At 68.3% G+C, this 24,811-nt stretch carries 24 protein-coding genes and 1 pseudogene; 13 read left to right on the top strand and 12 right to left on the bottom strand.

Annotation, left to right across the window (positions count from 1 at the left end):
* The first annotated feature begins 88 nt into the window (after window positions 1–88).
* The 10 genes and pseudogenes from QP552_RS03560 (at window position 89) to QP552_RS03515 (ending at window position 9,972) form a co-directional block, all read left to right on the top strand.
* Window positions 89–673 carry a hypothetical protein gene (locus QP552_RS03560; RefSeq protein WP_286075013.1) on the top strand — a complete coding sequence of 195 codons (585 nt, stop codon included), beginning with the start codon at window positions 89–91 and terminating at the stop codon, window positions 671–673.
* Between the two features lie 8 nt (window positions 674–681).
* A complete protein-coding gene (locus QP552_RS03555; protein ID WP_049428822.1) occupies window positions 682–1,236 on the top strand; it encodes a cob(I)yrinic acid a,c-diamide adenosyltransferase in 555 nt (184 codons plus the stop codon).
* Window positions 1,237–1,245: 9 nt separating this feature from the next.
* The gene (locus QP552_RS03550) at window positions 1,246–2,184 is read left to right on the top strand and encodes a histone deacetylase family protein (protein ID WP_106550111.1); all 939 of its coding nucleotides are present in this window, start codon (window positions 1,246–1,248) and stop codon (window positions 2,182–2,184) included.
* Between the two features lie 89 nt (window positions 2,185–2,273).
* Window positions 2,274–4,775 carry an LPS-assembly protein LptD gene (gene lptD / locus QP552_RS03545; protein WP_286075011.1) on the top strand — a complete coding sequence of 834 codons (2,502 nt, stop codon included), beginning with the start codon at window positions 2,274–2,276 and terminating at the stop codon, window positions 4,773–4,775.
* Window positions 4,772–6,100 (top strand): annotated as a pseudogene (locus QP552_RS03540) (peptidylprolyl isomerase); the annotation flags it as partial. The gene lptD and the pseudogene QP552_RS03540, both read left to right, overlap by 4 nt.
* A gap of 18 nt (window positions 6,101–6,118) precedes the next feature.
* Window positions 6,119–7,099 carry a 4-hydroxythreonine-4-phosphate dehydrogenase PdxA gene (gene pdxA, locus QP552_RS03535; RefSeq protein WP_286075009.1) on the top strand — a complete coding sequence of 327 codons (981 nt, stop codon included), beginning with the start codon at window positions 6,119–6,121 and terminating at the stop codon, window positions 7,097–7,099.
* Complete coding sequence (gene rsmA, locus QP552_RS03530; protein WP_111112395.1) at window positions 7,096–7,899, top strand: 16S rRNA (adenine(1518)-N(6)/adenine(1519)-N(6))-dimethyltransferase RsmA; 804 nt, start codon at window positions 7,096–7,098, stop codon at window positions 7,897–7,899. The genes pdxA and rsmA overlap by 4 nt, the downstream gene beginning before the upstream one ends.
* Before the next feature lie 13 nt (window positions 7,900–7,912).
* Window positions 7,913–8,296, top strand: coding sequence for a Co2+/Mg2+ efflux protein ApaG (apaG, locus tag QP552_RS03525; protein ID WP_005412297.1), 384 nt, complete (start codon window positions 7,913–7,915; stop codon window positions 8,294–8,296).
* A gap of 15 nt (window positions 8,297–8,311) precedes the next feature.
* Window positions 8,312–9,331, top strand: coding sequence for a symmetrical bis(5'-nucleosyl)-tetraphosphatase (locus QP552_RS03520; RefSeq protein ID WP_106550115.1), 1,020 nt, complete (start codon window positions 8,312–8,314; stop codon window positions 9,329–9,331).
* Window positions 9,328–9,972: a DUF1287 domain-containing protein gene (locus tag QP552_RS03515; RefSeq protein WP_106550116.1), complete on the top strand. Its 645-nt coding sequence runs from the start codon at window positions 9,328–9,330 to the stop codon at window positions 9,970–9,972. Before QP552_RS03520 ends, QP552_RS03515 begins: the two co-directional genes overlap by 4 nt.
* 283 nt (window positions 9,973–10,255) lie before the next feature.
* On the opposite strand, the gene QP552_RS03510 is transcribed toward QP552_RS03515, so the two are convergent.
* The 9 genes from QP552_RS03510 to QP552_RS03470 all read right to left on the bottom strand — a co-directional run bounded on the left by QP552_RS03510 (window position 10,256) and on the right by QP552_RS03470 (window position 17,636).
* Window positions 10,256–10,747 carry a dihydrofolate reductase gene (locus QP552_RS03510; protein WP_286075007.1) on the bottom strand — a complete coding sequence of 164 codons (492 nt, stop codon included), beginning with the start codon at window positions 10,745–10,747 and terminating at the stop codon, window positions 10,256–10,258.
* A gap of 5 nt (window positions 10,748–10,752) precedes the next feature.
* Window positions 10,753–11,547, bottom strand: coding sequence for a thymidylate synthase (locus tag QP552_RS03505; protein ID WP_286075006.1), 795 nt, complete (start codon window positions 11,545–11,547; stop codon window positions 10,753–10,755).
* On the bottom strand, window positions 11,544–12,431 hold the full coding sequence (gene lgt / locus QP552_RS03500) for a prolipoprotein diacylglyceryl transferase (RefSeq protein ID WP_286075004.1): 888 nt from the start codon (window positions 12,429–12,431) through the stop codon (window positions 11,544–11,546). Before lgt ends, QP552_RS03505 begins: the two co-directional genes overlap by 4 nt.
* A gap of 51 nt (window positions 12,432–12,482) precedes the next feature.
* The gene (locus QP552_RS03495) at window positions 12,483–12,977 is read right to left on the bottom strand and encodes a TPM domain-containing protein (protein ID WP_106550120.1); all 495 of its coding nucleotides are present in this window, start codon (window positions 12,975–12,977) and stop codon (window positions 12,483–12,485) included.
* Entirely contained in the window at window positions 12,977–13,864 is an 888-nt protein-coding gene (locus QP552_RS03490) for a TPM domain-containing protein (protein WP_286075003.1), read from the bottom strand. Before QP552_RS03490 ends, QP552_RS03495 begins: the two co-directional genes overlap by 1 nt.
* 3 nt (window positions 13,865–13,867) lie before the next feature.
* Complete coding sequence (locus QP552_RS03485; protein WP_014036028.1) at window positions 13,868–14,488, bottom strand: LemA family protein; 621 nt, start codon at window positions 14,486–14,488, stop codon at window positions 13,868–13,870.
* A 565-nt stretch (window positions 14,489–15,053) separates the two neighbouring features.
* A complete protein-coding gene (locus QP552_RS03480) occupies window positions 15,054–16,214 on the bottom strand; it encodes an MFS transporter (RefSeq protein WP_111110959.1) in 1,161 nt (386 codons plus the stop codon).
* 243 nt (window positions 16,215–16,457) lie between these two features.
* Window positions 16,458–17,207 (bottom strand): TerC family protein, encoded by a 750-nt coding sequence (locus tag QP552_RS03475; protein ID WP_004144462.1) that lies wholly within the window; start codon window positions 17,205–17,207, stop codon window positions 16,458–16,460.
* Between the two features lie 33 nt (window positions 17,208–17,240).
* On the bottom strand, window positions 17,241–17,636 hold the full coding sequence (locus QP552_RS03470) for a diacylglycerol kinase (RefSeq protein WP_106550125.1): 396 nt from the start codon (window positions 17,634–17,636) through the stop codon (window positions 17,241–17,243).
* A gap of 213 nt (window positions 17,637–17,849) precedes the next feature.
* On the opposite strand from QP552_RS03470, the gene QP552_RS03465 reads away from it, so the two are divergent.
* Entirely contained in the window at window positions 17,850–18,551 is a 702-nt protein-coding gene (locus QP552_RS03465) for an SGNH/GDSL hydrolase family protein (protein ID WP_286075002.1), read from the top strand.
* A gap of 136 nt (window positions 18,552–18,687) precedes the next feature.
* Here QP552_RS03465 and QP552_RS03460 read toward each other — a convergent pair whose 3' ends face one another.
* The 3 genes from QP552_RS03460 to QP552_RS03450 form a co-directional block, all read right to left on the bottom strand.
* Window positions 18,688–19,959: a HAMP domain-containing sensor histidine kinase gene (locus QP552_RS03460; RefSeq protein WP_111110963.1), complete on the bottom strand. Its 1,272-nt coding sequence runs from the start codon at window positions 19,957–19,959 to the stop codon at window positions 18,688–18,690.
* A 156-nt stretch (window positions 19,960–20,115) separates the two neighbouring features.
* Window positions 20,116–20,829 carry a response regulator transcription factor gene (locus tag QP552_RS03455; protein ID WP_002811889.1) on the bottom strand — a complete coding sequence of 238 codons (714 nt, stop codon included), beginning with the start codon at window positions 20,827–20,829 and terminating at the stop codon, window positions 20,116–20,118.
* 87 nt (window positions 20,830–20,916) lie between these two features.
* Complete coding sequence (locus QP552_RS03450; protein WP_286075001.1) at window positions 20,917–21,561, bottom strand: arylesterase; 645 nt, start codon at window positions 21,559–21,561, stop codon at window positions 20,917–20,919.
* A 75-nt stretch (window positions 21,562–21,636) separates the two neighbouring features.
* Between QP552_RS03450 and QP552_RS03445 the strand changes: the two genes are divergently transcribed.
* Together QP552_RS03445 and QP552_RS03440 are read left to right on the top strand one after the other, a co-directional pair.
* Window positions 21,637–22,284: an ATP-binding cassette domain-containing protein gene (locus tag QP552_RS03445; RefSeq protein ID WP_286075000.1), complete on the top strand. Its 648-nt coding sequence runs from the start codon at window positions 21,637–21,639 to the stop codon at window positions 22,282–22,284.
* The gene (locus QP552_RS03440) at window positions 22,281–24,794 is read left to right on the top strand and encodes an FtsX-like permease family protein (protein WP_286074999.1); all 2,514 of its coding nucleotides are present in this window, start codon (window positions 22,281–22,283) and stop codon (window positions 24,792–24,794) included. Before QP552_RS03445 ends, QP552_RS03440 begins: the two co-directional genes overlap by 4 nt.
* Window positions 24,795–24,811 lie beyond the last annotated feature (17 nt).

Here is a 24,811-nt window from a genome sequence, read left to right as displayed (position 1 = left end):
CGCCCCGTCTGTACGCCGAACGGCCGGTCCTGCGCCAACCCGCGCGGCGGGCTAGAATGAAACCTGAATCCGCTCCGGGCCCGCCACCATGTCCGACACTGCCAACCGCGCCTTCGTCCTGTCCGTGCTCGTTCTGGTGCTGGCAGCGACCCGGGTCAACCACTTCGCGGCGATCCCCGATGCCTCGTGGGCGGTGTTCTTCATCGGCGGCTTCTACCTGGCGCGCTGGACACGCTGGGCGTTCCCGCTGCTGATGGTGTTCGCGGTGCTGGTCGACTGGATCGTGATCCGCAGCAGCGGCCTGGACTTCTGGCAGCACTACTGCGTGTCGCCGGGCTACTGGCTGCTGCTGCCGGCGTATTTCTCGCTGTGGGCCGGCGGCATGCTGCTGGGCCGCAACTACCGGACCGCGCGCTGGCCGGTGCTGGCCAAGGGCGCGCTGCTGCTGGTGGCCTCGGTGGCGGTCTGCCACCTGCTGGCGCAGGGCGGCTTCTACTGGAGCAGCCGCAACGTGGCCGAACCGACTCTGGCCGGCTGGGCGCAGAACTACGCGCAGTGGTTCGGCCCCTACCTGCGCACCACCGCCATCTACGTGGCGCTGGCCGCCGCGCTGCAACTGGCGGTGGAGCAGGTGCTGAAGCTCCAGCAGGCCCGCCGCGACATCCGTCACTGAGCCACGCCATGGGTCATCGCCTCTCGCGCATCTACACCCGCACCGGCGACGACGGCAGTACCGGCCTCGGTGACGGCCAGCGCGTCGCCAAGGATGACGCCCGCGTGGCGTCCTACGGCACCGTCGACGAGGCCAACGCCGCGCTCGGCCTGCTGCTGGCGGCACCGTTGCCGGAGGACGTACGCGCGCTGGTCGTGCACCTGCAGCACCAGCTGTTCGACCTGGGTGCCGAGCTGTGCATCCCCGGCCACGCCGCGATCCACGCCGCCGATGTCTCGGCACTGGAGCAGCAGCTGGACCACTACAACGCCGGCCTGCCGATGCTGAAGGAGTTCATCCTGCCGGCCGGGGGCGAGGCGGCTGCGCGCTGCCATCTGGCGCGCACCATTGTCCGCCGCGCCGAGCGCGAGACGGTCACCCTGGCCCGCCACGAAGCCGTGCGCAGTGAGGCGCTGCAGTACCTCAACCGGCTGTCGGACCTGCTGTTCGTGCTGGCCCGGGTGCTGGCCCGTGCCGACGGCCAGGGCGAGGCGCTGTGGCAACCGCAGCAGCGCCAGCGCTGAGTCGGCACGATGCTGGTCTACACCCATCCGTCCTGCCTGCTGCACGATCCCGGCCCCGGCCACCCGGAGTGCCCGCAACGCCTGCAGCACGTACTCGATGCGCTGCATGCGGCCTTCCCTGGCCAGCTCGAATGGCGCGAGGCGCCGCCGGCCAAGTTCGGTGAGCTGACCCGGGTCCACGACAGCGCCCTGCTGGACTTCGTGCTGCAGCCGCAGACCGTGCCGCTGCGCCAGCTGGACATGGACACCTGGACCTCGCCCGGCTCGGCCAGCGCTGCCGTGCATGCCGCCGGTGCGGGCGTGGCCGCAGTCGATGCGGTGATGCTGGGCGACGACCCGCTGGCCTTCTGCGCGGTGCGTCCGCCCGGCCACCACGCCACCAGCAGCACGGCGATGGGCTTCTGCCTGCTCAACAACATCGCCATCGCCGCCGCCTATGCCCGCGACCGTCATGGCCTGGAGCGGATCGCGGTGGTCGATTTCGACGTGCACCACGGCAATGGCACCCAGGATATCTTCCAGCACGATGCCCGGGTCTCGTACTACAGCACGCACCAGGCCGGGCTGTTCCCCAATTCCGGCCTGCGCCGTGACCGCGGCGCAGGCAACCTGATGAACATCCTGCTGCCCCCCGGCAGCGGGGGCTTCCGCTTCCGCAACGTATGGGCCGACGAGATGCTGCCGGCCATCGACGACTTCCGCCCGCAGCTGTTGCTGATCTCGGCCGGCTTCGACGCCCACCTGCGCGACCCGCAGGCCGACCTGATGCTGGAGACCGAGGATTTCGCCTGGATCACCGGTGAACTGCACGCGCTGGCACGCCGCCACGGGGCCGGCCGGGTGGTCTCGATGCTGGAGGGCGGCTATGACCTGCAGGCACTGGCCGAGTGCAGTGTGGCCCATGTCCAGGCCCTGATCTCAGCGGCCGGTGGCAACGCTGCCGGATGAACCCGAACCGGCAACCTCCGGCGCCCTTCATTGCCCCTATGCAAGGGATGGGGCAAGCTACCGTCCGTTTTCGCCCGAATCCGAACCGCGTGCGCCGAGCCCTCCGCCTGCTTCCCCTGCCTCTGAGCATCGCCATCAGCCTGCCGGTGATGGCCGATGAAAAGCCGCTCAACTGGGGCCTGTGCCCGGCCACCGACGTCATCCCCGCGTTCACCGACGCCCCGACCCCGGTCCCCGGCCAGGACAAGGCCAGCGCCGCCGCCGCGCGCGAGCAGCAGCCGACCGACATCGAGGGTGACCAGCTGCTTGGCACCACCACCGTGCCGCAGTACGAAGGCAACGTGGCGCTGCGCCGCGGCGACCAGTTCGTCGGTACCGACAAGCTGAGCTTCGACACCGAGACCGGCAACTACATCGCCGACGGCAATGTGCGCTACCAGGACGGGTCGATCCGTATGGTCGCCAAGCGTGCCGAGGGCAACCAGGAAAGCGACACCCACAAGATCACCGACATCCGGTACCAGCTGGTGTCGCGCCGCGGCAACGGCGATGCCGAGTCGGTCGACCTGCAGGGTGCGGTCGGCCAGATGCACCGCTCCACCTACACCACCTGCGACCCCTCGCAGCCGGTGTGGAAGCTGTCGGCACCGCAGATCGAAGTGGACAACGACGAGGGCTTCGGCACCGCGCGCAACGCCGTGCTGCGCATCGGCAAGGTGCCGGTGCTGTGGGCGCCGTACTTCAAGTTCCCGATCGATGACCGCCGCAAGACCGGCCTGCTGTTCCCGCAGCTGGGCATGTCCGGGCGCAACGGCTTCGACTACGCCCAGCCGATCTACTTCAACCTGGCGCCGAACTACGACGACACGCTGACCCCGCGCTACATGAGCCGGCGCGGCCTGCTGCTCGACAACGAGTTCCGCTACCTCTACAACGGCGGCCGCGGCGAGGTGCTGACCTCGTTCATGCCGAACGACCGCCTGCGTGACCGTGACCGCGGCCGGGTGATGTTCACCGGCTACCACAACGTGGACAGCCACTGGCAGGCCCGTGCCAACCTGGCCTGGGTCAGCGACGAGCGCTATGTCGAGGATTTCGCCAACCGCCTGGTGGGGGTGACCGCCTCCAACCTGCAGAGCACGGTGGGCCTGTATGGCACCGGCAAGGACTGGACGGCCGGCATCATGGCCGACCGCTGGCAGCTGACCGACTACACCCTCGACGAGCGCGCCCTGCCCTACAACCGCCAGCCGCGCCTGTACTTCAACTGGGACAAGCCGGTCCGTTCATGGCTGGAAACCGGCATCTACGCCGAAGCCGTGCGCTTCACCCACGACGACATCAACTTCAAGAACGCCGTCGGCACCGGCGAGGATCTGCAGTACACGCGGACGGGCGAACAGCTCACCTCCGGCGTTGGTGTCAGCGGTGGTTCGCGACTGGACGTGAAGCCGTATGTGTCGTTCCCGATCAGCGGCGCAGCCTGGTATGTGACCCCGACCCTGGCCTACCGCTACACCGCCTACCAGCTTGATCGCGGCCTGGTCGACGGTGTCAACGGCATCCAGGCCCAGATCCTGCGCTCGCAGGGCATCGACCCGGCCACGGCCACGCCCGAGCAGCTGCGCGGCAATACCTCGCCCAGCCGCAGCCTGCCGATCGGCAGCATCGACGCCGGCCTGTTCTTCGACCGCGAGACCCGCATCGGCGGCAAGTCGTTCCTGCAGACCCTGGAGCCGCGCCTGTTCTACCTGCGCACGCCGTACCGCAACCAGGACGAGCTGCCGATCTTCGATACGCGTGACTTCACCTTCAGCTGGGGCCAGCTGTTCCGCGATTCGCGCTATACCGGCGCCGACCGCCAGAACGACGCCAACCAGCTGACCCTGGCGGTGAGTACCCGCTTCATCGACCAGACCACCGGCAAGGAACGCTTCTCGGCCTCGATCGGCCAGATCCAGTACTTCGATGAGTCGCGGGTGACCGTCACCCCCGGCGGCGCGCCGGTGGAAAAGGGCAAGTCGGCCTGGATCGCCGACGGCAACTACATGATCAACGACCGCTGGACCCTGGGCGCCACCTACCAGTGGGATCCCAAGTACAAGCGCGAGGATCTGGCCAGCGTCCGTGCCCGCTACCTGATGCCCAACGATGGCGTGGTCAACCTGAGCTACCGCTACCGCATCAATGCGGGTGCCCTGCCCGGCGCCAACAAGCATGACCGGACCCTGCTGGAGCAGGCCGACCTGTCGTTCCTGTACCCGCTGAATGCGCGCTGGAGCCTGGTGGGCCGCTATTACTACTCGCTGCAGGACAAGGAACCGCTGGAAATCATCGGCGGCGTGCAGTGGGACAGCTGCTGCCTGGCCGTGCGCGCCGTTGCCCGCCGCTACGTGCGCAACCGCGAGGGCGAGATGAACAACGCCATCCAGGTGGAGTTCGTCCTGAAGGGCCTGAGCTCCATCGGCCAGGACACGGACCGCACGCTGCGCCGTGCTATCCTCGGCTACAACCGCGACGACCTCTATCTGGTGCCGCCCAGCAACACCGGGGCGACCCGGGATGACTACGATCCGAACCTGATCCCATGACCAAGCGCTTCCCCGTTCTTCTCGCCTCGCTGCTGGCGGTGTCCAGCGTGTCCGCCCCCCTGCAGGTGCTTGCCCAGGAGGCGCAGCCGCTCGACCGCATCGCCGCCGTCGTCGATGAGGACGTGATCCTGCAGAGCGAGCTTCAGCGTGCGATCGCCAACATCAAGGCGCAGTACGCCGGCCGGGAAAACCAGCTGCCGCCGGAAGACGTGCTCAGCCGCCAGGTGCTCGAGCGCCTGGTGCTGGTCAAGCTGCAGGTGGCCCGCGCCCAGGGCAGCGGCATCCGTGTCGGCGACCAGGAGCTGAACCAGGCGATGAACTCCATCGCCCAGCAGAACGGTTCGAACCTGGATGCCCTGCGCCAGCGCCTGGCCCACGACGGCATCGATTTCAACGATTTCCGCGCCTCGGTGCGTGATGAAATCACCGTGCAGCGCCTGCGCCAGAGCTTTGCGCAGAGCCGCATCAGCGTCAGCGAAGGCGAGGTCGATGCCGCGCTGAAGCAGCAGGCCACTGCCGGCAACCAGTATCATCTGGCACACATCCTGGTCGCGCTGCCGGACGGCGCCAACGCCGACCAGATCGCCACCGGCCAGAAGAAGGCCGACGGTGTGAAGGCGCTGCTGGACAAGGGCGAACTGGACTTCAACGCGGCCGCCGTGCGCTATTCGGACAGCCCCAACGCGCTGGAAGGCGGCGACCTGGGCTGGCGCAGCCTGGATGAAATCCCGCAGGCGTTCGCGCAGATGATGGAAAAGATGAAGCCCGGCGAAGTGGTCGGCCCGATCCGCGGCCCCAGCGGCTTCCAGCTGCTGAAGCTGGTGGAAGTGCGCGATGCCAGTGCCGCTGCCGGCGCCAGCACCGTCACCGAGTACCACGGTCGCCACATCCTGGTGCGCGTGGACGACCACCAGACCGACGCGGCCGCCAAGGCCAAGATCGATACCCTGCGTGCCCGCATCGCTGGCGGCGCGGACTTCGAGACCGTGGCCAAGGAGTCCTCCGAGGACAACAACAGCAAGGGCCAGGGCGGCGATCTGGGCTGGTTCCCGGCCGATGCGTTCGGTCCGGCCTTTGGCCAGCAGGTGGCCGGAATCCAGGACGGCGGCGTCAGCCAGCCGTTCCGCACCGATGCCGGTTGGCACATCCTGCAGCGCGTGGCCACTCGCCAGACCGACGTGACCAACGACAACCAGCGTGCCCAGGTCCGCGAGACCATTGGCCGCCGCAAGCTGGAAGACGAGTACAACCGCTTCCTGCAGGAACTGCGTGGCGAAGCCTACGTCAGCTTCCGCAGCGGTGACCGCGCGGAAAACACCGCCACGCCGCCGCAGTCCTGATCGATGCGCCCCGAGCTCGCTCTGGTACCGGGCGAGCCCGCCGGGATCGGCCCGGAGCTGTGCGTCCGCCTGGTCCAGCAGCCGCGTGAAGATTGCCGGCTGCTGGCCTTCGCCGACCCGGACACCCTGCGCGCGGCTGCGGCCGCGCTGAACCTGCCGCTGCAACTGCTGCCCGAGGATGCCGAAGCATGCGTCCCCGGCGACCTGCGCCTGCGCGTGGTGGCCAATGCCGCCCCGAGCCACTTCGGCCAGGCCGATCCGGCCAATGCCGGCGCGGTCATCGGCGCCCTGCTTGGCGCTGGCCAGGCCTGCCTGTCCGGCGAACTGCACGGCGTGGTGACCGGCCCGGTGCATAAGGCAGTCATCAACGAGGGCGGCATCGCCTACAGCGGCACCACCGAACTGCTGGCCGACCAGGCCGGCGTGAAGGTGGTGATGATGCTGGCCAACCCCACCGTGCGCGTGGCCCTGGCCACCACCCACCTGCCGTTGCGCGAGGTGGCCGATGCGATCACCGCTCCCGCCCTGGAACACACGCTGCGCACCCTGCACGCCGCGCTGCGCCGCGAATTCGGCCTGCCGGCGCCGCGCATCGCCGTGCTCGGCCTGAACCCGCACGCCGGTGAAGACGGCCATCTGGGCCGCGAAGAGCTGGACCTGATCATCCCGCTGATGCAGCGCCTGCGCGCAGAGGGCATGGACCTGATCGGGCCGCTGCCGGCCGATACCGCGTTCCTGCCGGCCAAGCTGGCCGGCTTCGACAGCGTGCTGGCGATGTACCACGACCAGGGCCTGCCGGTGCTGAAGTACTCGGGCTTCGAGCAGGCGGTGAACCTGACCCTGGGCCTGCCGTACCCACGCGTAGCGGTGGACCATGGCACCGCGCTGGATCTGGCCGGCCGCGGCATCGCCGATCCTTCCAGCCTGCAGGCGGCAACGACGTTGTGTGCGCAGCTTGCGCGGCAACGTACACTGAGCGCATGAATTCCCCGCATTCCCCCTCCGGCCCGGTGTTCACCGCCCCGGCCAAGAAGCAGCTTGGCCAGCATTTCCTGGCCGATCGCCACTACATCGACAAGATCGTGATGGCGGTCAACCCGAAAGACGGCGACCGCCTGGTCGAGATCGGTCCCGGCCAGGGCGCGATCACGCTGCCGCTGCTGCGCGTGCATCCGAAGCTGACGGTGATCGAGTTCGACCGCGACCTGATCGCGCCGCTGACCGCCGCCGCCGAACCGCTGGGCGAGCTGACCATCGTCCACCGCGACGTGCTGCGCGTGGACTTCACCGAGCTGGCCGCCGGCCAGCCGATCCGCCTGGTCGGCAACCTGCCCTACAACATCTCCTCGCCGATCCTGTTCCATGCACTGGAACATGCCGCGGTGATCCGCGACATGCATTTCATGCTGCAGAAGGAAGTGGTCGACCGCATGGCCGCCGGCCCCGGCAGCAAGGTGTACGGCCGGCTCAGCGTGATGCTGCAGGCGTACTGCCAGGTGACCTCGCTGTTCGTGGTGCCGCCGGGCGCGTTCCGGCCGCCGCCGAAGGTCGATTCGGCCGTGGTGCGGCTGGTGCCGCGCGACCCGGCAACGATCAACATCCTCGATCACAAGCGCTTCGCCGACGTGGTCAAGGCCGCCTTCGGCCAGCGCCGCAAGACCCTGCGCAACGCCCTGAACAACGTGGTGTCCGCCGAGCAGTTCGTTGCCGCCGGCGTGCGTCCCGATGCCCGTGCCGAGCAGCTGGACGTGGCCGAATTCATCGCCTTGGCCAATGCCCCCTGATTACACTGCCGGTATGGAAGACGCTGACGTTTATGCCATCTCCGTCGAAGTCGCACCGCGCTTCCTCGACGATCAATCCGCGCCGGAAGACGGGCGCTATGCGTTCGCCTACACGATCCGCATCCACAACCAGGGGCGTGTTGCCGCGCGCCTGGTCGCACGCCACTGGCGCATCACCGATGCCAACGGCCGTGTCGAGCATGTCGATGGCGACGGGGTGATCGGCGAGCAGCCGCGCCTGCGTCCCGGTGAAGACTTCCATTACACGTCCGGTGTCATGCTGGGGACCGATCACGGGACCATGCAGGGCCACTACGACATGGTCGCCGACGACGGCACCGAATTTGCCGCGCCGGTCGCACCTTTCGTGCTGGCCATCCCGCGTACCCTGCACTGACACGGAGGCCGAACGATGAGTGTGTGGGCGATCGGCGACCTGCAGGGCTGCTATGACGTCACCCAGCGGCTGCTGGAGAAGATCCGCTTCGATCCGGCGCAGGACACCCTGTGGTTCTGCGGCGACCTGGTCAACCGCGGTGGCCAGTCCCTGGAAACACTGCGGCTGGTTCATTCGCTGCGCGAACACAGCGTGGTGGTGCTGGGCAACCACGACCTTTCGCTGCTGGCCGTCGGCGCGCGCACCGAAGAGGAGCAGCGCAAGGTCAACCCGGACCTGCTGCGCATCGTGCAGGCCGAGGACCGCGACGAACTGCTGGACTGGCTGCGCCTGCAGAAGCTGGTGCACGTGGACCGCGAGCTGGGCTGGATGATGGTGCACGCCGGCCTGGCGCCGAAGTGGACCACGCAGATGGCCGAGAAGCATGCCGCCGAAGTCGAGGCACAGCTGCACGGCGCCGGCTACCGCAAGTTGTTCCGCAACATGTACGGCGACAAGCCGAGCTGGGCACCGAACCTGTCCGGCTACGACCGTTCACGCGCGATCATCAACGTGCTCACCCGCATGCGCTACTGCACCCCGCGTGGGCGCATCGGCATCGAGGACAAGGGCACGCCGGGCACGCAGGAACAGGGGCTGTACCCGTGGTTCGAAGTGCCGGGCCGGGTCGAGCGCGACCTCAAGGTCGTGTGCGGCCACTGGTCGGCGCTGGGCCTGACCATTACCCAGGGCGTGCACGCCATCGACACCGGTGCGGTGTGGGGCGGCAAGCTTACGGCGATCCAGCTCGATACCGATGAACTGCGCGTTGTGCAGGTGCCGGGCCGCGATGTACCGGCACCGGTGCCCAACGCCCGTCCACCAGCGCGACCGGCGCACGAGCGCCCGGCTGCATCGGCGCAGGGCAAGGAACAGGGCGGCGGCAACGCTCCGGCCGCCACCCCGGGCAACCGCGGCCCGCGCCGTCGTCGGCGCCGTGGTGGTGGTGGTGGCTCTGCGGGCCCCGGCAACAACAGTCCTCCGCCGCAGGCATGACGCGGCGCGGCTGGGCACCATGGATGGTGCTGCTGACGCTGGCCCTGGCCAGCGGCTGCCAGCCCACTTCGGCCCCGGCCCCCACCGGCGGCGGAAACGCCGACCACACGCCATCGCGACCGCAGGCGCCTTCGCCGCCACTGGTGGCCGCCGCACGCGCGCAGATCGGCGTCACCACCCGCTACGACCCGGCCTATCAGGTCCTGGCGTACCCCGGCGGGGACGTCCCGCTGGATCGCGGCGTCTGCACCGACGTGGTGGTGCGTGCCCTGCGCAGCCTGGACCTCGACCTGCAGGCACGCGTGCATGAGGACATGCGCGGCAACTTCAGCGCGTACCCGGCGATCTGGGGACTGTCACGGCCGGACCGCAACATCGATCATCGCCGCGTGCCGAACCTGATGCGCTGGTTCGAGCGGCAGGGCTGGCAGCAGCCGATCACCGCCGCCGCCGCCGACTACGCGGCCGGCGACATCGTCGCCTGGAAGCTCAACGGCAACGGCCTGCTGCATGTGGGCATCGTCTCCGACCGGCGGCTGGCCAATGGCACGCCGCTGGTGCTGCACAACATCGCGCGCGGCACGCGCGAAGAGAACCTGCTGTTCCAGCACACCATCATCGGGCATTACCGGATGCCGTAGTGGCCGCCCCGGTAGAGTCGACTGTTAGTCGACTATCGCGCGCAGCGCGAGGGGTTCAGGGGGAGCGCCAGGAGCAGTCGACCAACAGTCGACTATCGTGCGCTACCGGATGCCGCAGTGCTCGCCCCGGTAGAGTCGACTGTTAGTCGACTATCGCGCGCAGCGCGAGGGGTTCAGGGGGAGCGCCAAGAGCAGTCGACTAACAGTCGACTCTACCCCGTCGGCATTTCCGTCGGCATTTCCGTCGGTGTTTCCGTCGGTATTCCCGTCGGCACCTCCGCCCTCAGCGGCGCACGTAGTGCACGAAGCGGAACGCATACGCGTGGCGCGCATCGGCCGGGTGCGGCTCGCTGCTCACTTCCTGCCACACTGCGGCATCCACCTCGGGGAAGTGGGTGTCGGCAGGGACTTCGGCATCCACCCAGGTCAGGTACAGGTCACTGGCCTGGTCGAGCAGCTGACGGAAGATCTCGCCACCGCCGATGATGCACAGCTCGCTGGCCCCCTCGCCTTCGGCAATCGCCTTGGCTTCGTCCAGCGACGCCACCGCGCGCATGCCCGCGAACGGCACCTGGCCGCTGCGGGTCAGCACCAGGTTGGTCCGCCCCGGCAGCACGCGGCCGATCGACTCGGCGGTCTTGCGCCCCATCAGGATCGGCTTGCCCAGGGTGAGCGCCTTGAAGTGCTTGAAGTCGTCCGGCAGGTGCCAGGGCATGGCGTTGCCCTGGCCGATGCCCCGGTTGCGGTCCAGCGCCACGATCATCGAGAGCTTCATCGCACTCACACCGCCACCGGCGCCTTGATGGCCGGATGCGGGTCATAACCATCGATGCGGATATCGTCGAACTGGAAGCCGAACAGGTCGGTCACCTCCGGGTTCAACCACAGCTTCGGCAGCGCGCGCGGTTCGCGCGACAGCTGCTCGCGGGCCTGCTCGAAGTGGTTCGAATACAGGTGCGCGTCGCCCAGCGTATGCACGAAATCGCCCACGCCCAGGCCGGTGGCCTGCGCCACCATGTGGGTCAGCAGCGCGTAGCTGGCGATGTTGAACGGCACGCCGAGGAAGATGTCGCCGCTGCGCTGGTACAGCTGGCAGCTGAGCTTGCCGTCCACCACGTAGAACTGGAACAGGTTGTGGCACGGCATCAACGCCATCTGCGAAAGCTCGCCCACGTTCCAGGCGCTGACCACCAGCCGCCGCGAATCGGGGTTGCGCTTGATCTCGTCCACCAGCCACTGCATCTGGTCGATCGCGCCGCCATCGGCAGTGGCCCAGCTGCGCCACTGCTTGCCGTACACCGGGCCGAGATCGCCGTTGGCGTCGGCCCACTCGTCCCAGATGCGTACCTGGTTGTCCTTCAGGTAGCCGATGTTGGTGTCGCCCTTCAGGAACCACAGCAGCTCGTGGATGATCGAGCGCAGGTGCAGCTTCTTGGTGGTGACCAGCGGGAAGCCGTCGGCCAGGTTAAAGCGCATCTGCCAGCCGAACACGCTGCGGGTGCCGGTGCCGGTGCGGTCGCTCTTCTCCGCGCCGTGTTCGAGCACGTGCGAGAGCAGGTCCAGGTAGGCCTTCATGCCTTGCCCTCGGCAGCCACCGGCAGCTGCGGCTGCAGCACCGGCGCGCGGCGCGACATCGCCAGCAGCACCAGGCCGAAAGCGATCAGCGGCAGGCTCAGGATCTGGCCACGGGTCAGCCAGTCGAAGGCCACGTAGACGCCGTTGTCGGGCATGCGCACGAACTCCACCGCGAAGCGGAACAGGCCGTACATCAGCGCGAACAGGCCGCCGACCAGGTAACGGTGGCGCGGCTTGGCCGACACGGCCCACAGCACCACGAACATCACCAGGCCTTCCAGGAAGGCTTCATACAGCTGCGATGGATGGCGCGCGAACTGGTTCAGCGCACCGGTGGCGAACTGCGCCTGGAGGGTCGCGTGGTCCAGCTGGTTCAGCGGCGCCGGCAGGCCGGACGGGAACACCACGCCCCACGTACCGTCGGTGTACTTGCCCCACAGCTCGGCACCGATGAAGTTGCCGATGCGGCCGAAGCCCAGGCCCAGCGGCACCAGCGGCGCCATGAAATCCATGGTGTCGAAGAAGTGCAGCGCGTGCTTGCGCGACCACCACCAGCAGGCGCCCAGCACGCCCAGCAGGCCACCGTGGAAACTCATGCCGCCATCCCACACCTTGAACAGCAGCAGCGGGTTGTGCAGGAAATCGCCCAGCGCGTAGAACAGCATGTAGCCGATGCGCCCGCCCAGCACCACGCCGAGCATGGCGTAGAACAGCAGGTCGGAGAAGCCGTTGGCATCGACGCCCGGCAGGCGCCCGTCGGCGATGCGCTTGCGGCCCAGCAGCCAGGCCGCAGTGAAGCCCAGCAGGTACATGATGCCGTACCAATGCACCTTGATCGGCCCCAGCGAGAGGGCGATGGGGTCGATGTCGTGGAAATAGATCATGGAAGGTGCCTTGCGGTTGAACGCCTATTCTCGGGCCAGTGCCGCCCCGGCTCAACCAAGGAGCTGGGGCGAGTTCGGCAACGCGTCATCGTTCGACCGCGTCGAGGCCGGAAAGTGCCCTTCCACCAGGCTGGAGACCTCGTCGATCGCATCCTGCAGCGCTTCCACCGGGTTGGATCCGCGCAGGCCCTCGCGCAGATGGGTGCAGACCCGCTGCCACTGCGCCGGGCTGACCCGGCCGTGCAGGCCCCGGTCAGCGACGATCTCGATGGCGTGGTCGGCCAGCAGCAGGTAGATCAGCACGCCGTTGTTGTGGGTGGTATCCCAGGTGCGCAGGCGCGCGAAGGCGTGTTCGGCAGCCTGGCGCGGGGTGACCTTGTGCCACAGCGCGGCCAGCGGCAGGTCCGCTTCCACCGCGAACATCACCTGCCCGCCGTGGCGCTGCTCACCGGCCGCGATGGCCTCGGTGATCGCCTGCAGCGTGGCCGGCGGGAACGCACGCCGTACCGACGGCGAAAACACATGACGACACAGTCGTTGGATCATCACCAGCCCCCCGAAGCACCGCCACCGCCGGAGCGCCCACCACCACCGCCCCAACCGCCGCCGCCGCCGAATCCACCACCGCCACCGAAGCCGCCTCCGCCGCCCCAGCTGCCACCGCCCCAGCCGCCGCCACCGGCAAAGCGGCCGGGGTGACCGGAGAGCATGGCCACGATCAGGCCCACGACGCCCGCCAGGCCACTGGCCAGCAAGGTTGAGGTGAACAGGAACGCCGCCACCGCTGCACCGGCACCGCCGAGCAGGCCACGCAGCGGTCGCGGCACACGCGAGAACACGCCGCGCAGGATGCTGCCGGCGAACACGCCGATGAACAGCGCCAGGAACCAGGTATCGCCGCCACCCTCGGGCTCGCGGCCACGCTGGCCGCTGACCGGCGCAGGCAGTGCTTCACCATCGACGATCTTCACCAGTACGGCCGTGGCATCGGTGATGCCGCCGGCGTAGTCGCCGCTGCGGAAGCGCGGCACCAGGTACTCCTGGATGACCCGGTTGGCGATGGCATCGGGAATCGCTCCCTCCAGGCCGTAACCCGGTTCAATGCGCACGCGCCGGTCCTCCTTGGCCACCACCAGCAGCACACCGTCATCCACGCCCTTGCGGCCGATCTGCCACTGGTCGAAGACGCGCGTGGTGTACTGCGCGATGTCTTCCGGTTGAGTCGTGGCTACCACCAGCACCTGCAGCTGGCTGCCCTTGCGCTGCTGGAGGTCCAGCGCCTGCTGTACCAGCGCCTGCTTCTGCGTGGCATCCAGCGTGCCGGTGGTATCGACCACCGGCGAATCCAGCGCAGGAATCGGCGCCAGCTGCTGGGCGTGCGACGCCAGCGGCAGCCACAGCAGCAGGGCCAGCAGCACGGTGGCCAGGCGCATGGGTCAATGGCCCGGCTGCGGTGCCGGCTGCTGCTGCGGCGCGTTGCCGAAATCGACTGCCGGCGCATTGGAGATCTGCGCTTCGTTGTCCACGGTGAAGTTCGGCTTCGTCTTGTAGCCGAAGATCTTGGCGGTGATCACCTGCGGGAACGAGCGGATGTAGGTGTTGTAGTCCTGCACCTGCTGGATGTAACGGCCACGGGCAACGGTGACCCGGTTCTCGGTGCCTTCCAGCTGCGCCTGCAGGTCGCGGAAGTTCTGGTCCGACTTCAGCTGCGGGTAGTTCTCGGAGACCACCAGCAGCCGCGACAGCGCGCTGCCGAGTTCGCCCTGGGCCTGCTGGAACTGCTTGAGCGAAGCCTCGTCATCGGCGTTGACGTTGATCTGGCCGACGCGCGAACGGGCGTTGGTGACTTCGGTCAGCACGCGCTCTTCCTGGCTGGCGAAGCCCTTCACGGTCTGCACCAGGTTGGGCACCAGATCGGCGCGGCGCTTGTACTGGTTGATGACCTCCGACCAGCTGGCCTTGACCGCTTCATCCTTCTGCTGGATGGCGTTGTAGCCACAGCCGGACAGCAGGGAGGCCAACAGCATCAGGGGCAGGACGCGGGTGAACAGGCGCATGGCGGAGGTTCCGGGTGGGCTTGGCGCCGAGCATGCCACGGTTGGGGTGAAGGTCGGCCATCGGGCGCGGCCCCCTCCGCGGTGTGGTCCAGCCAGCTCGGGGATGGGCCGGGAGGGTGGGTCGGCTGGGGGCCGCTGCAAGTACGTCCATGTAAGCTCGGTCGCCGCATCCATGCGGCTCACGCCCCCAGCCGACCCACCCTCCCGGCCATGGACAGTTTTCTGCGCACCGCGGGAAGATCAAAAGAAAAATCAAAAGCAAAAGCCGACCCTTCAGACATTCCTGGTGTCTGCCATCCACGCATGGCGTGGATCTACCGTGTCGACCAAGGTCGACACCTACCAACAGCAGCGCAGAACGCATTCCGACAGATCGCGGAAGACTGTCGAAGGCGGGGTGGGTCCGGTGGCGGGGGTGTCCGCGGCATGGATGCCGCGGCCAAGCCCCCAGGGACGGGTTTACGGCGTCCCCCGCCACCGGACCCGCCCCGCCATCCCTCAGTAGCCCAGCTTTTGACGTTGCCTCTGCGGGTGCAGGGCGCAGCCCTGCCGGAACCCCTCACCCTCAGCAGGCTTCAGCCACCGCAGTGCGGGGACGCCCCAGCCATGCCAGCAGCAATCCCGCCGCCGCCAGCAGGCCACCGGCCACCGGAATCGCGGCGTAGCCCAGGCCCGAGCTGATCACCGCACCACCCAGCGCCGCGCCTACGGCATTGCCGAGGTTGAACGCACCCACGTTGATCGACGACGCCAGCCCCGGCGCCTCGCTGGCCGCTTCCATCACCCGGATCTGCAGCGGCGGCACGATGGCGAACGTCGCCGCACCGAACAGCAGTACACCGAGCGCCGCGGTGGCGTGGCTCATGAAGGCCAGCGGCAGCACGAACATCAGCACGGCCAGGACTGCCAGCAGGATGCGGGTGGCACCGTCCAGCGACCAGTCGGCCATGCGCCCGCCGATGCCGTTGCCGAAAGTGAAGCCGATACCGATCAGCGCCAGCGACATCGCGATGAAGGCGTTGGAAGCACCGGTCAGTTCAGTCAGCACCGGCGCCACGTAGGTGTACAGGGTGAACATCGCACCCGCGCCGAGCACCGTGGTGCCCATCGCCAGCAGTACCTGCGGCTGCAGGATGGCCTTCATCTCGCGGCGCACGTCCGGGCGCGGGCCCGGTGCCGATGCCGGCAGGGCCAGGCCCAGCGCGGTGATCGCTACCACGCCCAGCACCGCGGTGCCGGCGAAAGACAGGCGCCAGCCCAGCTGCTGGCCCACCCACGTGGCCAGCGGCACGCCACCGATGTTGGCGATGGTCAGGCCCATGAACATGGTGGCCACGGCGGCCGCCTGCTTGTCCTTCGGCACCAGGCTGGCGGCAACCACCGCACCGATGCCGAAGAAGGCACCGTGGTTGAGGCTGGTGACCAGGCGCGACAGCAGCAGCAGCCCGTAATTCGGCGCCAACGCGGACAACAGGTTGCCGACCACGAAGATCGACATCAGCAGCATCAGCGCAGTGCGCTTGCCGAACCGGCCCATCAACAGGGTCATCACCGGTGCGCCCAGCATCACGCCCACGGCATAGGCGGTGATCAGCATGCCGGCGGACGGGATGCTGACGCCGACGCCATCGGCGATGACCGGCAGCAGGCCCATCGGGGCGAATTCAGTGGTGCCGATGGCGAAAGCGCCGACGGCAAGGGCCAGCAAGGCGGCTCTGGAGTTCATGGGGGTTCCTGGGGGCGGAAACGGGCAGGTGCGTAGCCTGCGCGCTTTGCCGCAGGCGATTAAGCCTCGCCCCGGGAAAACACTGTTGATTCCAGTTCACAGACGGCGGCTCCTGCCTCGCCGGGCATGGCCCGGCGCTACCAGGGCCGGGGAACCAGCAATCCGGCAGCGCCGGGCCATGCCCGGCGAACGCGTCCCACAACGAAGAACCCCCGGCAGCGCCGGGGGTTCGGGGTCACGCACTTACCAGTCGCCGGCACCCGGCACGTGGTGGTCGCGTGCGCGGCGGCGCATCAGCAGGTTCAGCCACTCCACCAGCACCGAGAAGCCCATCGCGGCATAGATGTAGGGCTTGGGCACGTGCACGTCCAGGCCGTCCAGGATCAGCACCGCGCCGATCAGCAGGATGAAGGCCAGCGCCAGCATCTTCACGGTCGGGTTGGCATCGATGAAGCGGCCCAGCGGGTTGGCGGCCAGCAGCATCACCAGCACCGACAGCAGGATGGCGGCGACCATCACCGGGATGTGGTCGGCGATGCCGACGGCGGTGATCACCGAGTCCAGCGAGAACACGATGTCGATGATGGCGATCTGCAGGATGACCATGCCGAACACGCCGGACGCCTTGCTGGTGGCCGGGTTCTCGTCTTCGCCACCGGTGATCAGTTCCTTGATCTCCATGTAGCCCTTGATGATCAGGAACAGGCCGCCGACGATCAGCACCAGGTCGCGGATGGAGATGCCCATGCCGGCCACGGTGAACAGGTTGGCCGACATGTGCGCCAGGTAGGCCAGCGATACCAGCAGCGCGATGCGGGTGATGCAGGCCACCGCGATGCCGAGCTTGCGCGCGAACGGGCGGCGTTCTTCCGGCAGCTTGCTGACCGCGATGGAAATGAACACCAGGTTGTCGATGCCGAGCACGATTTCCAGCGCGCTGAGGGTGAACAGGGTCACCCAGGCGTTGGGGTCGGCGAGGAACTCAAAGGACATGGAAACTCTTCAAGGCAGTGGGGGAATGGGGTTTCAGCCGTAGCTGCCGGCCAGCGCGTGCGGAACCACGACCAGGGCCCAGCACAGCAGCACGTTCATCATCAGCACGAACACCGCCGCCGAGCCCATGTCCTTGGCGCGGCCAGCCAGCTCGTGGATTTCGCTGCCGTAACGTTCGATCACCGCCTCGATGGCCGAGTTGGCAAGTTCCATCGCCAGCACCAGCAGCATCGAACCGATCATCAGCGCACGCTCGACCGGCGTCTGCCCCAGCCAGATCGCGACCGGGGTCAGCAGGATCAGCAGGTAGACCTCCAGCCGGAACGACGATTCGTGCAGCCAGGCGGCGCGCAGGCCCTGCCAGGACCAGCGGGCGGCCTGGAAGATGCGGCGCGGGCCGCGGGGCAGATGACCGAACTGGTCAGCCACGGGTGGAACATCCAGCAACAGGGGCGCGGCGCAGCGACCGCTCAGACGCACGGCAGGGAATCATGGGTGCACAGGAATAGGCAGATGGCCGCCATTTTGCCACAAGGCTGCCCCCCATACCCTCGGCAGTCCGGGCGAATGGCCTGCCCGGGGAAAGCGCCATGCCGCGCCGTGCTCCTATGATGACCCTCCCCTTCCCTGCTGGAGCGCCTGATGTCCCATCGCCGTACCTGCCTGCTGATGCTGGGCCTGCTCACCGCTGCACCGCTGGCCCAGGCCCTGGGCCCGTCCACGTCGCCCCGGGTGCCCGAACAGGTCTCCAACGTGGCCTGGGCCGGCGACATGGCCCGCTTCGCCAGCGCCGACCAGGCCAGCCCGCCGCCGCGCGGTGGCATCGAATTCATCGGCAGCTCCTCCATCCGCTTCTGGGAGAGCCTGGCCACCGACTTCCCCGGCCAGCCGGTATTCAACCGCGGTTTCGGCGGTTCGGAAGTGCGTGACAGCACCTGGTATGCCGGCCAGATCGTGGTGCCGTATGCGCCGTGCAAGGTGTTCTTCTACGCCGGTGACAACGATCTCAACAGCGGCCGCACCGCCGTGCAGGTGCGCGATGATGTGGTCGCCTTCGTGCAGCGCGTGCATCGCGACCTGCCGAAGACCACGGTGGAGTACCTGTCGATCAAGCCGAGCCCGTCGCGTGCGCACCTGCTGCCGGCGATCAACGAGGCCAACACGTTGGTCAAGGCCGCCCTGGCCAAGCTGCCCAACACCGGTTTCACCGACATCTACACGCCGATGCTGGGTGCCGACGGCCAGCCGGATGCGAAGCTGTTCCGCGAGGACATGCTGCACATGACCCCGGCGGGCTACGCGATCTGGACCAGGGCGGTGGCGCCGAAGGTCAACTGCAACTGAGGCACCGCGGACGCCGGGCATGGCCCGGCGCAACCGCAACCCCATCCACGCATGGCGTGGATCTACCGACATTCCAGCAGGATGGGGTCAGAGCCCGTTGCGCAGCAACGGGATCCGACCCCGGCAGGTCGCCGCGTCAGCGGAAGATGACCGTCGCCTCGGTACCCTGCCCCGGCTCACTGCTCAGGCTGACCTTCCAGCCAAAGCGGTCGCACAGGCGGCGCACGATCGACAGGCCCAGGCCGGTGCCCTGCGGGCGGCTGGGTTCGGCGCGGTAGAACGGCTCGAACGCCCGTGACAGCGCTTCGGCGGACATGCCGATGCCGGTATCGCGCACCACCACCCGATCGTTGTGCACATGCACGTCGATGCGCCCTTCGTCGGTGTAGCTGCACGCGTTGCGCACCAGGTTGCTGACCACCACCTGCAGCACCCGCGGCGGCGCATGCAGCTGCACCGGGCCATCGCTGTGCAGGTGCACCGACACCGGGCGGGACCCCAGCAGTTCATTGGCGTTGTCCACTTCATAGCGGACGATGTCGTTGACGTCGAACAGCTCGATCTGCGGTTCGACGTCGGCCTCGCGGGCGAGGATCAGGAACGCGTCGATCACCGCTTCCATGTCGCGGCCAGCCCGCTGGATGCGCTGCAGGCTGCGGCGCAGGCGCGGCTGCAGGGTTTCATCACCCAGTGCCATGTCGCTGGCCACGCGGATGACGGTCAGCGGCGTACGCAGTTCATGGCTGGCATCGCGGGTGAAATTGCGCTCGCGTGCCACATGCGCACTGACCCGGTTGGCCAGCGAATGCAGCGCGGCCGCCAGCTGCCGGGTCTCGCCCTGCATGTCGGCGGGCAGCTTGTTGGGCTCCAGGTCGGCCGCTTCCGGATGACCCGGGTCCCAGCGCGAGACGCGCCGCGCCAACCAGTTCACCGGCGACACCAGGCGCTTGGAGGCACGGTAGGTCACCCAGCTGGCGCCATACACCGCCAGCAGGGTCAGCAGCACCGGCACGATGCCGAACCAGAACGCCAGCATCTCCGCGCGCGAACGCAGGAACACCAGGTACAGGCGACCGGCCGGGCGCACGTCGACCAGCACCAGCTGGTCATCCTTGGGCAGTTCGTGGAAGCCGGGCTCCAGATTGCGCAGGTTGGCCGGCAACGACAGTGCCGACTGCCCGCTTTCCAGCAGGTAGCCGCGGATGTTCTGGGTATTGGGCGGTGGCTGCACCGGTGACGCTTCATGCAGCGTCCAGTAGTACGCCGCCTCCTCACGCAGGGCAGCGCCCACCAGGCTGTGCTTGATCACCAGCGAGACCAGCCACGCACCCAGCAGGATGCCCAGGCTGGCCAGCACTGCCTGCAGGATGAAGGCGATACGGATCTTGCGCGGCAGGCCGTGCGGCATTGCGGGGTCCCGGTCAGAGCGCTGCGATTATAGGCAGCGCGCCACGCCGTGCGGGTGCATGGGCGATGACCGGCGACAACGCCGGCCGGTCATGCCCTGCCCTCGTACGTGGCCACAACCCGGCCGGGCCTGCCACTGCACCGGCGAGTATCCTGCTCAGGCCATCGGCTGGGCGATGTCGGCAATGCGGTAGCCGGCACTCTGCACGGTGTGCAGCAGCGGACGGTCGAACGGCTTGTCGATGATCTTGCGCAGGTTGTACAGGTGGCTGCGCAGCGTGTCCGAATCCGGCAGGCCATTGCCCCAGATCTCGCGCTCGATCTCCTGGCGGGTGACCACGCGCGGCGATTCACGCATCAGGATGGTCAGCAGGCGCAGGCCGATCGGCGAAAGCTGCAGCTCGGTGCCGGCACGGGTCGCACGCATGCTGACCGGATCGAGCACCAGGTCGGCCACCTTCAGCACTTCCGAACCGACCTGGCGACGTTCGCGACGGATCAGCGCGCGCAGGCGGGCTTCCAGCTCCTGGATCGCGAACGGCTTGGTCAGGTAGTCATCGGCACCGAAACCGAGGCCGGTGAGCTTGTCGTCCAGCGTGTCGCGTGCCGTGAGCATCAGCACCGGGGTGGACTTGCGCGCATCGTTGCGCAGGCGACGGCACACTTCGATGCCATCCAGGCGCGGCAACATCAGGTCGAGCACCACGACGTCATAGCTGTTTTCCGCCGCAAGGCGGTAGCCATCCAGGCCGTCCTGTGCATAGTCGACTTCGAAGCCGCGACCTTCCAGGTATTCCCCGATCATCTCGGAGATGTTGCGGTTGTCTTCGACCACCAGCACCAAGCCGGAGGTCTCCTTCGTCTGACGCATGTGATTCCCTCTAACTTCAGCTTTGTGAAACATGCCGCATCGACGGTGGACGTGATGTGAAGTTCCGTCAAGAGGGAATCAAACGGTTCAGAGCAGCGGCCTGAGCAGCGGCCAGACATTGTCCAGCACCTTCGGCTGTGCCTGCGCGGTCGGGTGCAGGCCGTCGGCCTGCATCATGCCCGGTTGCAGCGCCACGCCCTCCAGCAGGAACGGCAGCAGCGGCACCTTGTACTGCGTGGCCAGCGTCCTGTAGGCCGCCGCCAGACGCTGGCGGTAGGCCGGGCCATAGTTGGGCGGTACGTCGATGCCGAGCAGCAGCACCTTGGCCCCGGCCTTCTGGCTGGCCTGCACCATTTTTTCCAGGTTGCCCTGCACCTGTGCCGGGGTCAGCCCGCGCAGTGCGTCGTTGCCGCCCAGGGCAATCACCACCACGGTCGGCTTTTCCTTCGCCAGCAGTCCCGGCAGGCGCGTCAGCGCGCCAGCGGTGGTCTCGCCGCTCATGCTGGCGTTGACGATGCGCGCCGGGGTTTTCGACTGCTGCCTGACCCGCTGCTGCAGCAGGCTGACCCAGCCGGCGTCGGCGGGGATATTGTGGGCAGCACTGAGGCTGTCGCCGAGCACCAGCACGGTACCGGCCGGACCTTTGGCACAGGCCAGCCCCGGCAACAGCAGGAACGCTAGCAGCAGCACCATCATCGCGCCGGCTCGCCGGCTCCATCTCGTCTTGCGCATTGGAGTCTCCTCATCGACAGCCTGTCCCCCCGCAGCGCGCCCGTCGCCATCGCCGTCGACCAGGTCGGCAAGTCCGTGCAGGGCCCGGAGGGTGAAGTCCACATACTGGACAACATCACCCTGACCGTCCATGAAGGCACCAGCGTGGCCATCGTCGGCGCCTCCGGTTCCGGCAAGACCACCCTGCTCGGCCTGCTGGCCGGACTGGACCTGCCCAGCCGCGGGCATATCGCGCTGGCCGGCCAGGACCTGGGCCACCTTGACGAGGAAGCACGTGCCCAGCTGCGCGCGCGCGAGGTCGGCTTCGTGTTCCAGAGCTTCCACCTGCTGCCGGCGCTGACCGCCGCCGAGAACGTCGCGCTGCCACTGGAACTGGCCGGGCGCGAGGATCGTGCGCGGGTCGATGAGGTGCTGGCTCAGGTCGGCCTGTCCCATCGCGCCCGCCACTACCCGCGCCAACTGTCCGGTGGCGAGCAGCAGCGCGTGGCGTTGGCACGTGCCTTCGTCACCCGCCCGCGCATCCTGTTCGCCGACGAACCGACCGGTTCGCTGGACCATGCCACCGGCCAGCACATCAGTGACCTGCTGTTCGAGTTGAATGCAGGCAGCGGCACCACGCTGGTACTGGTCACCCACGACCTGCGCCTGGCCCAGCGTTGCCAGTACATCCACCGCATCGACGACGGCCGCCTGCTGCCGGTCGAGCGCGGGGCGCAGGCATGAACCTGCTGCGGCATGCGTGGCGCGCGCTGCGTCGCGAGGCCCTGGCCGGCGACCTGCTGACAGTGTTCGCCGCGCTGGTACTGGGCGTGGCGGTGATGACCGCGGTCGGTACGCTGGTGAACCGGGTCAACCTGGCGCTGACCGGCAGCGCGGCGGAGATGCTCGGCGGTGACCTCGGCATTGCAGGGCGCGACGATCCACCGCAGGCATTCGCCGACGAAGCGCAACGCCGTGGACTGGCCCACACCCGTATCGCCAGCTTCGGCAGCGTGCTGTTCCATGGCGACGCCAGCCAGATGGCCAGCATCAAGGCGGTGCAGGCCGGCTATCCGCTGCGTGGCACGCTGCGGGTGCGCAGCACGCCCGGTGGCGCGCTGATCGCCAGCGCCGGCATGCCGCCCAAGGGCCAGGCCTATGCCGATCCACGCCTGCTGCAGGGGCTGGGACTGAAGGCCGGCGATGATCTCGAGTTCGGCGCTGGCACGCTGCGCATCGCCGGCATCATCGAGGCCGAACCGGATACCGGTGGCGACCTGCTGACGCTCTCCCCCACCCTGTTGGTCAACCGCGCCGATGTGGAAGGCACCGGCCTGCTTGGCCCCGGCAGCCGCATCAACTACCGGCTGATGTTTGCAGGACCGGCGGGGCAGGTCGCGTCCCTGCGCGAGTGGCTGCTGCCACAGGTGAAGGGCCTGCGCCTGCTGAGCGTGGATGACACCCAGCGCGGCGTGCGCCAGGCCTTCGACCTGGCCGGCCGCTTCCTCGGCCTGAGCGCGCTGCTGGCGGTGCTGCTGGCCGGCGTGGCCACCGCATTGGCGGCCAACCGCTTCGCCCTGCGCCGCATCGACCAGGTGGCGATCCTGCGCTGCCTCGGTGCGCGCCAGCGCGACATCCTGCTCGGCCTGGCACTGCAGCTGCTGATGCTGGCGGTACCGGCCTGTGCGCTTGGCATCGGCCTGGGCATGGCCGCGCAGGAGGGGCTGGTACAGGTGCTGGGCAGCCTTGTGCCGCAGCGCCTGCCGTTGCCGGAAGCGATGCCGGCGCTGACCGGTGCCGGCATCGGCCTGTTGCTGCTGTTCGGCTTCGGCCTGCCACCGCTGCTGCGCCTGCGCGGGGTGCCGCCGATGCGCGTACTCAACCGTTCCTTCGCTGCCCTGCCGCCGGCCTCGCTGCTGGCCTATGTGGCCGCGCTGGGGGCAAGCCTGTTGCTGGCGGTGCAGGTCACCGGTGACCTCAAGCTGGCCCTGTGGGTGCTGGGTGGCCTGGCCGCGCTGGCGGTGGCGGCCGGGGTGGTCGGCTTCGTGCTGCTGCAGTTGATGCGCGGCCTGCAGCATCGCCTGCATGGCAACTGGCGACTGGGCCTGGCCGCACTGACCCGGCGCCGGCTGCTGGCGGTGATGCAGCTGGTCGGGCTGTCGCTGTCGCTGTGCGCGTTGCTGCTGCTGGCAGTGACCGGCCCAGGCCTGCTGCAGCAGTGGCGCGAGCGGCTGCCGGCGGACACGCCGAACTACTTCCTGATCAACATCCAGCCCGAACAGCGCGACAGTGTGCTGGCAACGCTGCGCGGGCTGGGTGCCAACGACGCCAGCATCGAACCGATGGCCACCGGGCGCCTGATCGCCATCAACGGCAAGCCGCCGCTGCGCGTGGACCGCGAGCCCGGTCAGGACGGGCAACCGGCGCAGGGCGGCCAGCGCGATGACGATGACGAGAACCGGCCACTGAATTTCAGCTGGCGCAGCACGTTCCCGCCGGCCAATACGCTGGTCAATGGCGCGTTCTGGAAAGCCGACAGCACCGCACCGGAAGCGTCGGTGGAAATCGGCTGGGCCAAACGCTACGGCGTGTATCCCGGCGACCGCATCACCATTGCGGTGGGCGAGCAGGAACGCGAATTCACCGTCACCAGCGTGCGCAAGGCGGACTGGAACACCTTCCGGCCCAACTTCTTCGTGCTGTTGAACCCCAACGCCGTGGGTGACACCCCGCACAACCTGCTGTCGGCATTCCACCTGCCGGCCGGCAAGGCGGCCGGGCTGGGCGAGCTGGTGCGTGCGCAGCCGAACCTGTCGCTGCTGGACGTGGATGCGGTGATCTCGCAGGTGCGCGATGTGATGGAGCGGGTGGCGCAGGCGGTGCAGCTGGTGATGGTGTTCAGCCTGCTGGCTGGCGTGCTGGTGCTGCTGGCCGCGCTGCAGGCCACGGCCGGTGAGCGTCGCTACGACAGCGCGGTGCTGCGCACGCTGGGCGCGACCCGTCGCCAGCTGCGCGGAGCCGTACTGGTCGAATTCGGCGCACTGGGCACGCTGGCCGCATTGCTGGCGGTCGGTGCCGCCGCTGCCATCGGCGTGGCGGTCTCGCAGAAGGTGTTCGAACTACCGCTGCTGCCACCGTGGCCGGGACTGCTGCTGGGTGGCGTGGTCGGCATCGGGCTGAGCCTGCTGGCCGGCTGGTGGGGTACCCGGCGCATCCTGCACACCTCTCCGGCCCTGGCCCTGCGCGAGGCCTGACGCGGCCGTGACACGCA

This window comes from Stenotrophomonas sp. 59, assembly GCF_030291095.1.
Classification (GTDB): domain Bacteria; phylum Pseudomonadota; class Gammaproteobacteria; order Xanthomonadales; family Xanthomonadaceae; genus Stenotrophomonas; species Stenotrophomonas maltophilia_Q.
Note: the sequence above shows the minus strand (reverse complement) of the source record. Positions and strands in the feature narration are given on the sequence as shown.

What these genes read in the sequence shown, in the direction of transcription:
- QP552_RS03515 (WP_106550116.1), top strand. Translation starts at nt 9,328, where the DNA reads ATGACGCGGCGCGGCTGGGCACCATGGATGGTGCTGCTGACGCTGGCC.
- QP552_RS03450 (WP_286075001.1), bottom strand. Translation starts at nt 21,561, where the DNA reads ATGCGCAAGACGAGATGGAGCCGGCGAGCCGGCGCGATGATGGTGCTG.
- QP552_RS03455 (WP_002811889.1), bottom strand. Translation starts at nt 20,829, where the DNA reads ATGCGTCAGACGAAGGAGACCTCCGGCTTGGTGCTGGTGGTCGAAGAC.
- QP552_RS03555 (WP_049428822.1), top strand. Translation starts at nt 682, where the DNA reads ATGGGTCATCGCCTCTCGCGCATCTACACCCGCACCGGCGACGACGGC.
- rsmA (WP_111112395.1), top strand. Translation starts at nt 7,096, where the DNA reads ATGAATTCCCCGCATTCCCCCTCCGGCCCGGTGTTCACCGCCCCGGCC.
- QP552_RS03505 (WP_286075006.1), bottom strand. Translation starts at nt 11,547, where the DNA reads ATGAAGGCCTACCTGGACCTGCTCTCGCACGTGCTCGAACACGGCGCG.
- QP552_RS03475 (WP_004144462.1), bottom strand. Translation starts at nt 17,207, where the DNA reads ATGTCCTTTGAGTTCCTCGCCGACCCCAACGCCTGGGTGACCCTGTTC.
- lgt (WP_286075004.1), bottom strand. Translation starts at nt 12,431, where the DNA reads ATGATCTATTTCCACGACATCGACCCCATCGCCCTCTCGCTGGGGCCG.
- QP552_RS03485 (WP_014036028.1), bottom strand. Translation starts at nt 14,488, where the DNA reads ATGCGCCTGTTCACCCGCGTCCTGCCCCTGATGCTGTTGGCCTCCCTG.
- QP552_RS03465 (WP_286075002.1), top strand. Translation starts at nt 17,850, where the DNA reads ATGTCCCATCGCCGTACCTGCCTGCTGATGCTGGGCCTGCTCACCGCT.
- QP552_RS03490 (WP_286075003.1), bottom strand. Translation starts at nt 13,864, where the DNA reads ATGCGCCTGGCCACCGTGCTGCTGGCCCTGCTGCTGTGGCTGCCGCTG.
- QP552_RS03520 (WP_106550115.1), top strand. Translation starts at nt 8,312, where the DNA reads ATGAGTGTGTGGGCGATCGGCGACCTGCAGGGCTGCTATGACGTCACC.
- pdxA (WP_286075009.1), top strand. Translation starts at nt 6,119, where the DNA reads ATGCGCCCCGAGCTCGCTCTGGTACCGGGCGAGCCCGCCGGGATCGGC.
- QP552_RS03510 (WP_286075007.1), bottom strand. Translation starts at nt 10,747, where the DNA reads ATGAAGCTCTCGATGATCGTGGCGCTGGACCGCAACCGGGGCATCGGC.
- apaG (WP_005412297.1), top strand. Translation starts at nt 7,913, where the DNA reads ATGGAAGACGCTGACGTTTATGCCATCTCCGTCGAAGTCGCACCGCGC.
- QP552_RS03495 (WP_106550120.1), bottom strand. Translation starts at nt 12,977, where the DNA reads ATGATCCAACGACTGTGTCGTCATGTGTTTTCGCCGTCGGTACGGCGT.
- QP552_RS03480 (WP_111110959.1), bottom strand. Translation starts at nt 16,214, where the DNA reads ATGAACTCCAGAGCCGCCTTGCTGGCCCTTGCCGTCGGCGCTTTCGCC.
- QP552_RS03550 (WP_106550111.1), top strand. Translation starts at nt 1,246, where the DNA reads ATGCTGGTCTACACCCATCCGTCCTGCCTGCTGCACGATCCCGGCCCC.
- QP552_RS03560 (WP_286075013.1), top strand. Translation starts at nt 89, where the DNA reads ATGTCCGACACTGCCAACCGCGCCTTCGTCCTGTCCGTGCTCGTTCTG.
- QP552_RS03440 (WP_286074999.1), top strand. Translation starts at nt 22,281, where the DNA reads ATGAACCTGCTGCGGCATGCGTGGCGCGCGCTGCGTCGCGAGGCCCTG.
- QP552_RS03460 (WP_111110963.1), bottom strand. Translation starts at nt 19,959, where the DNA reads ATGCCGCACGGCCTGCCGCGCAAGATCCGTATCGCCTTCATCCTGCAG.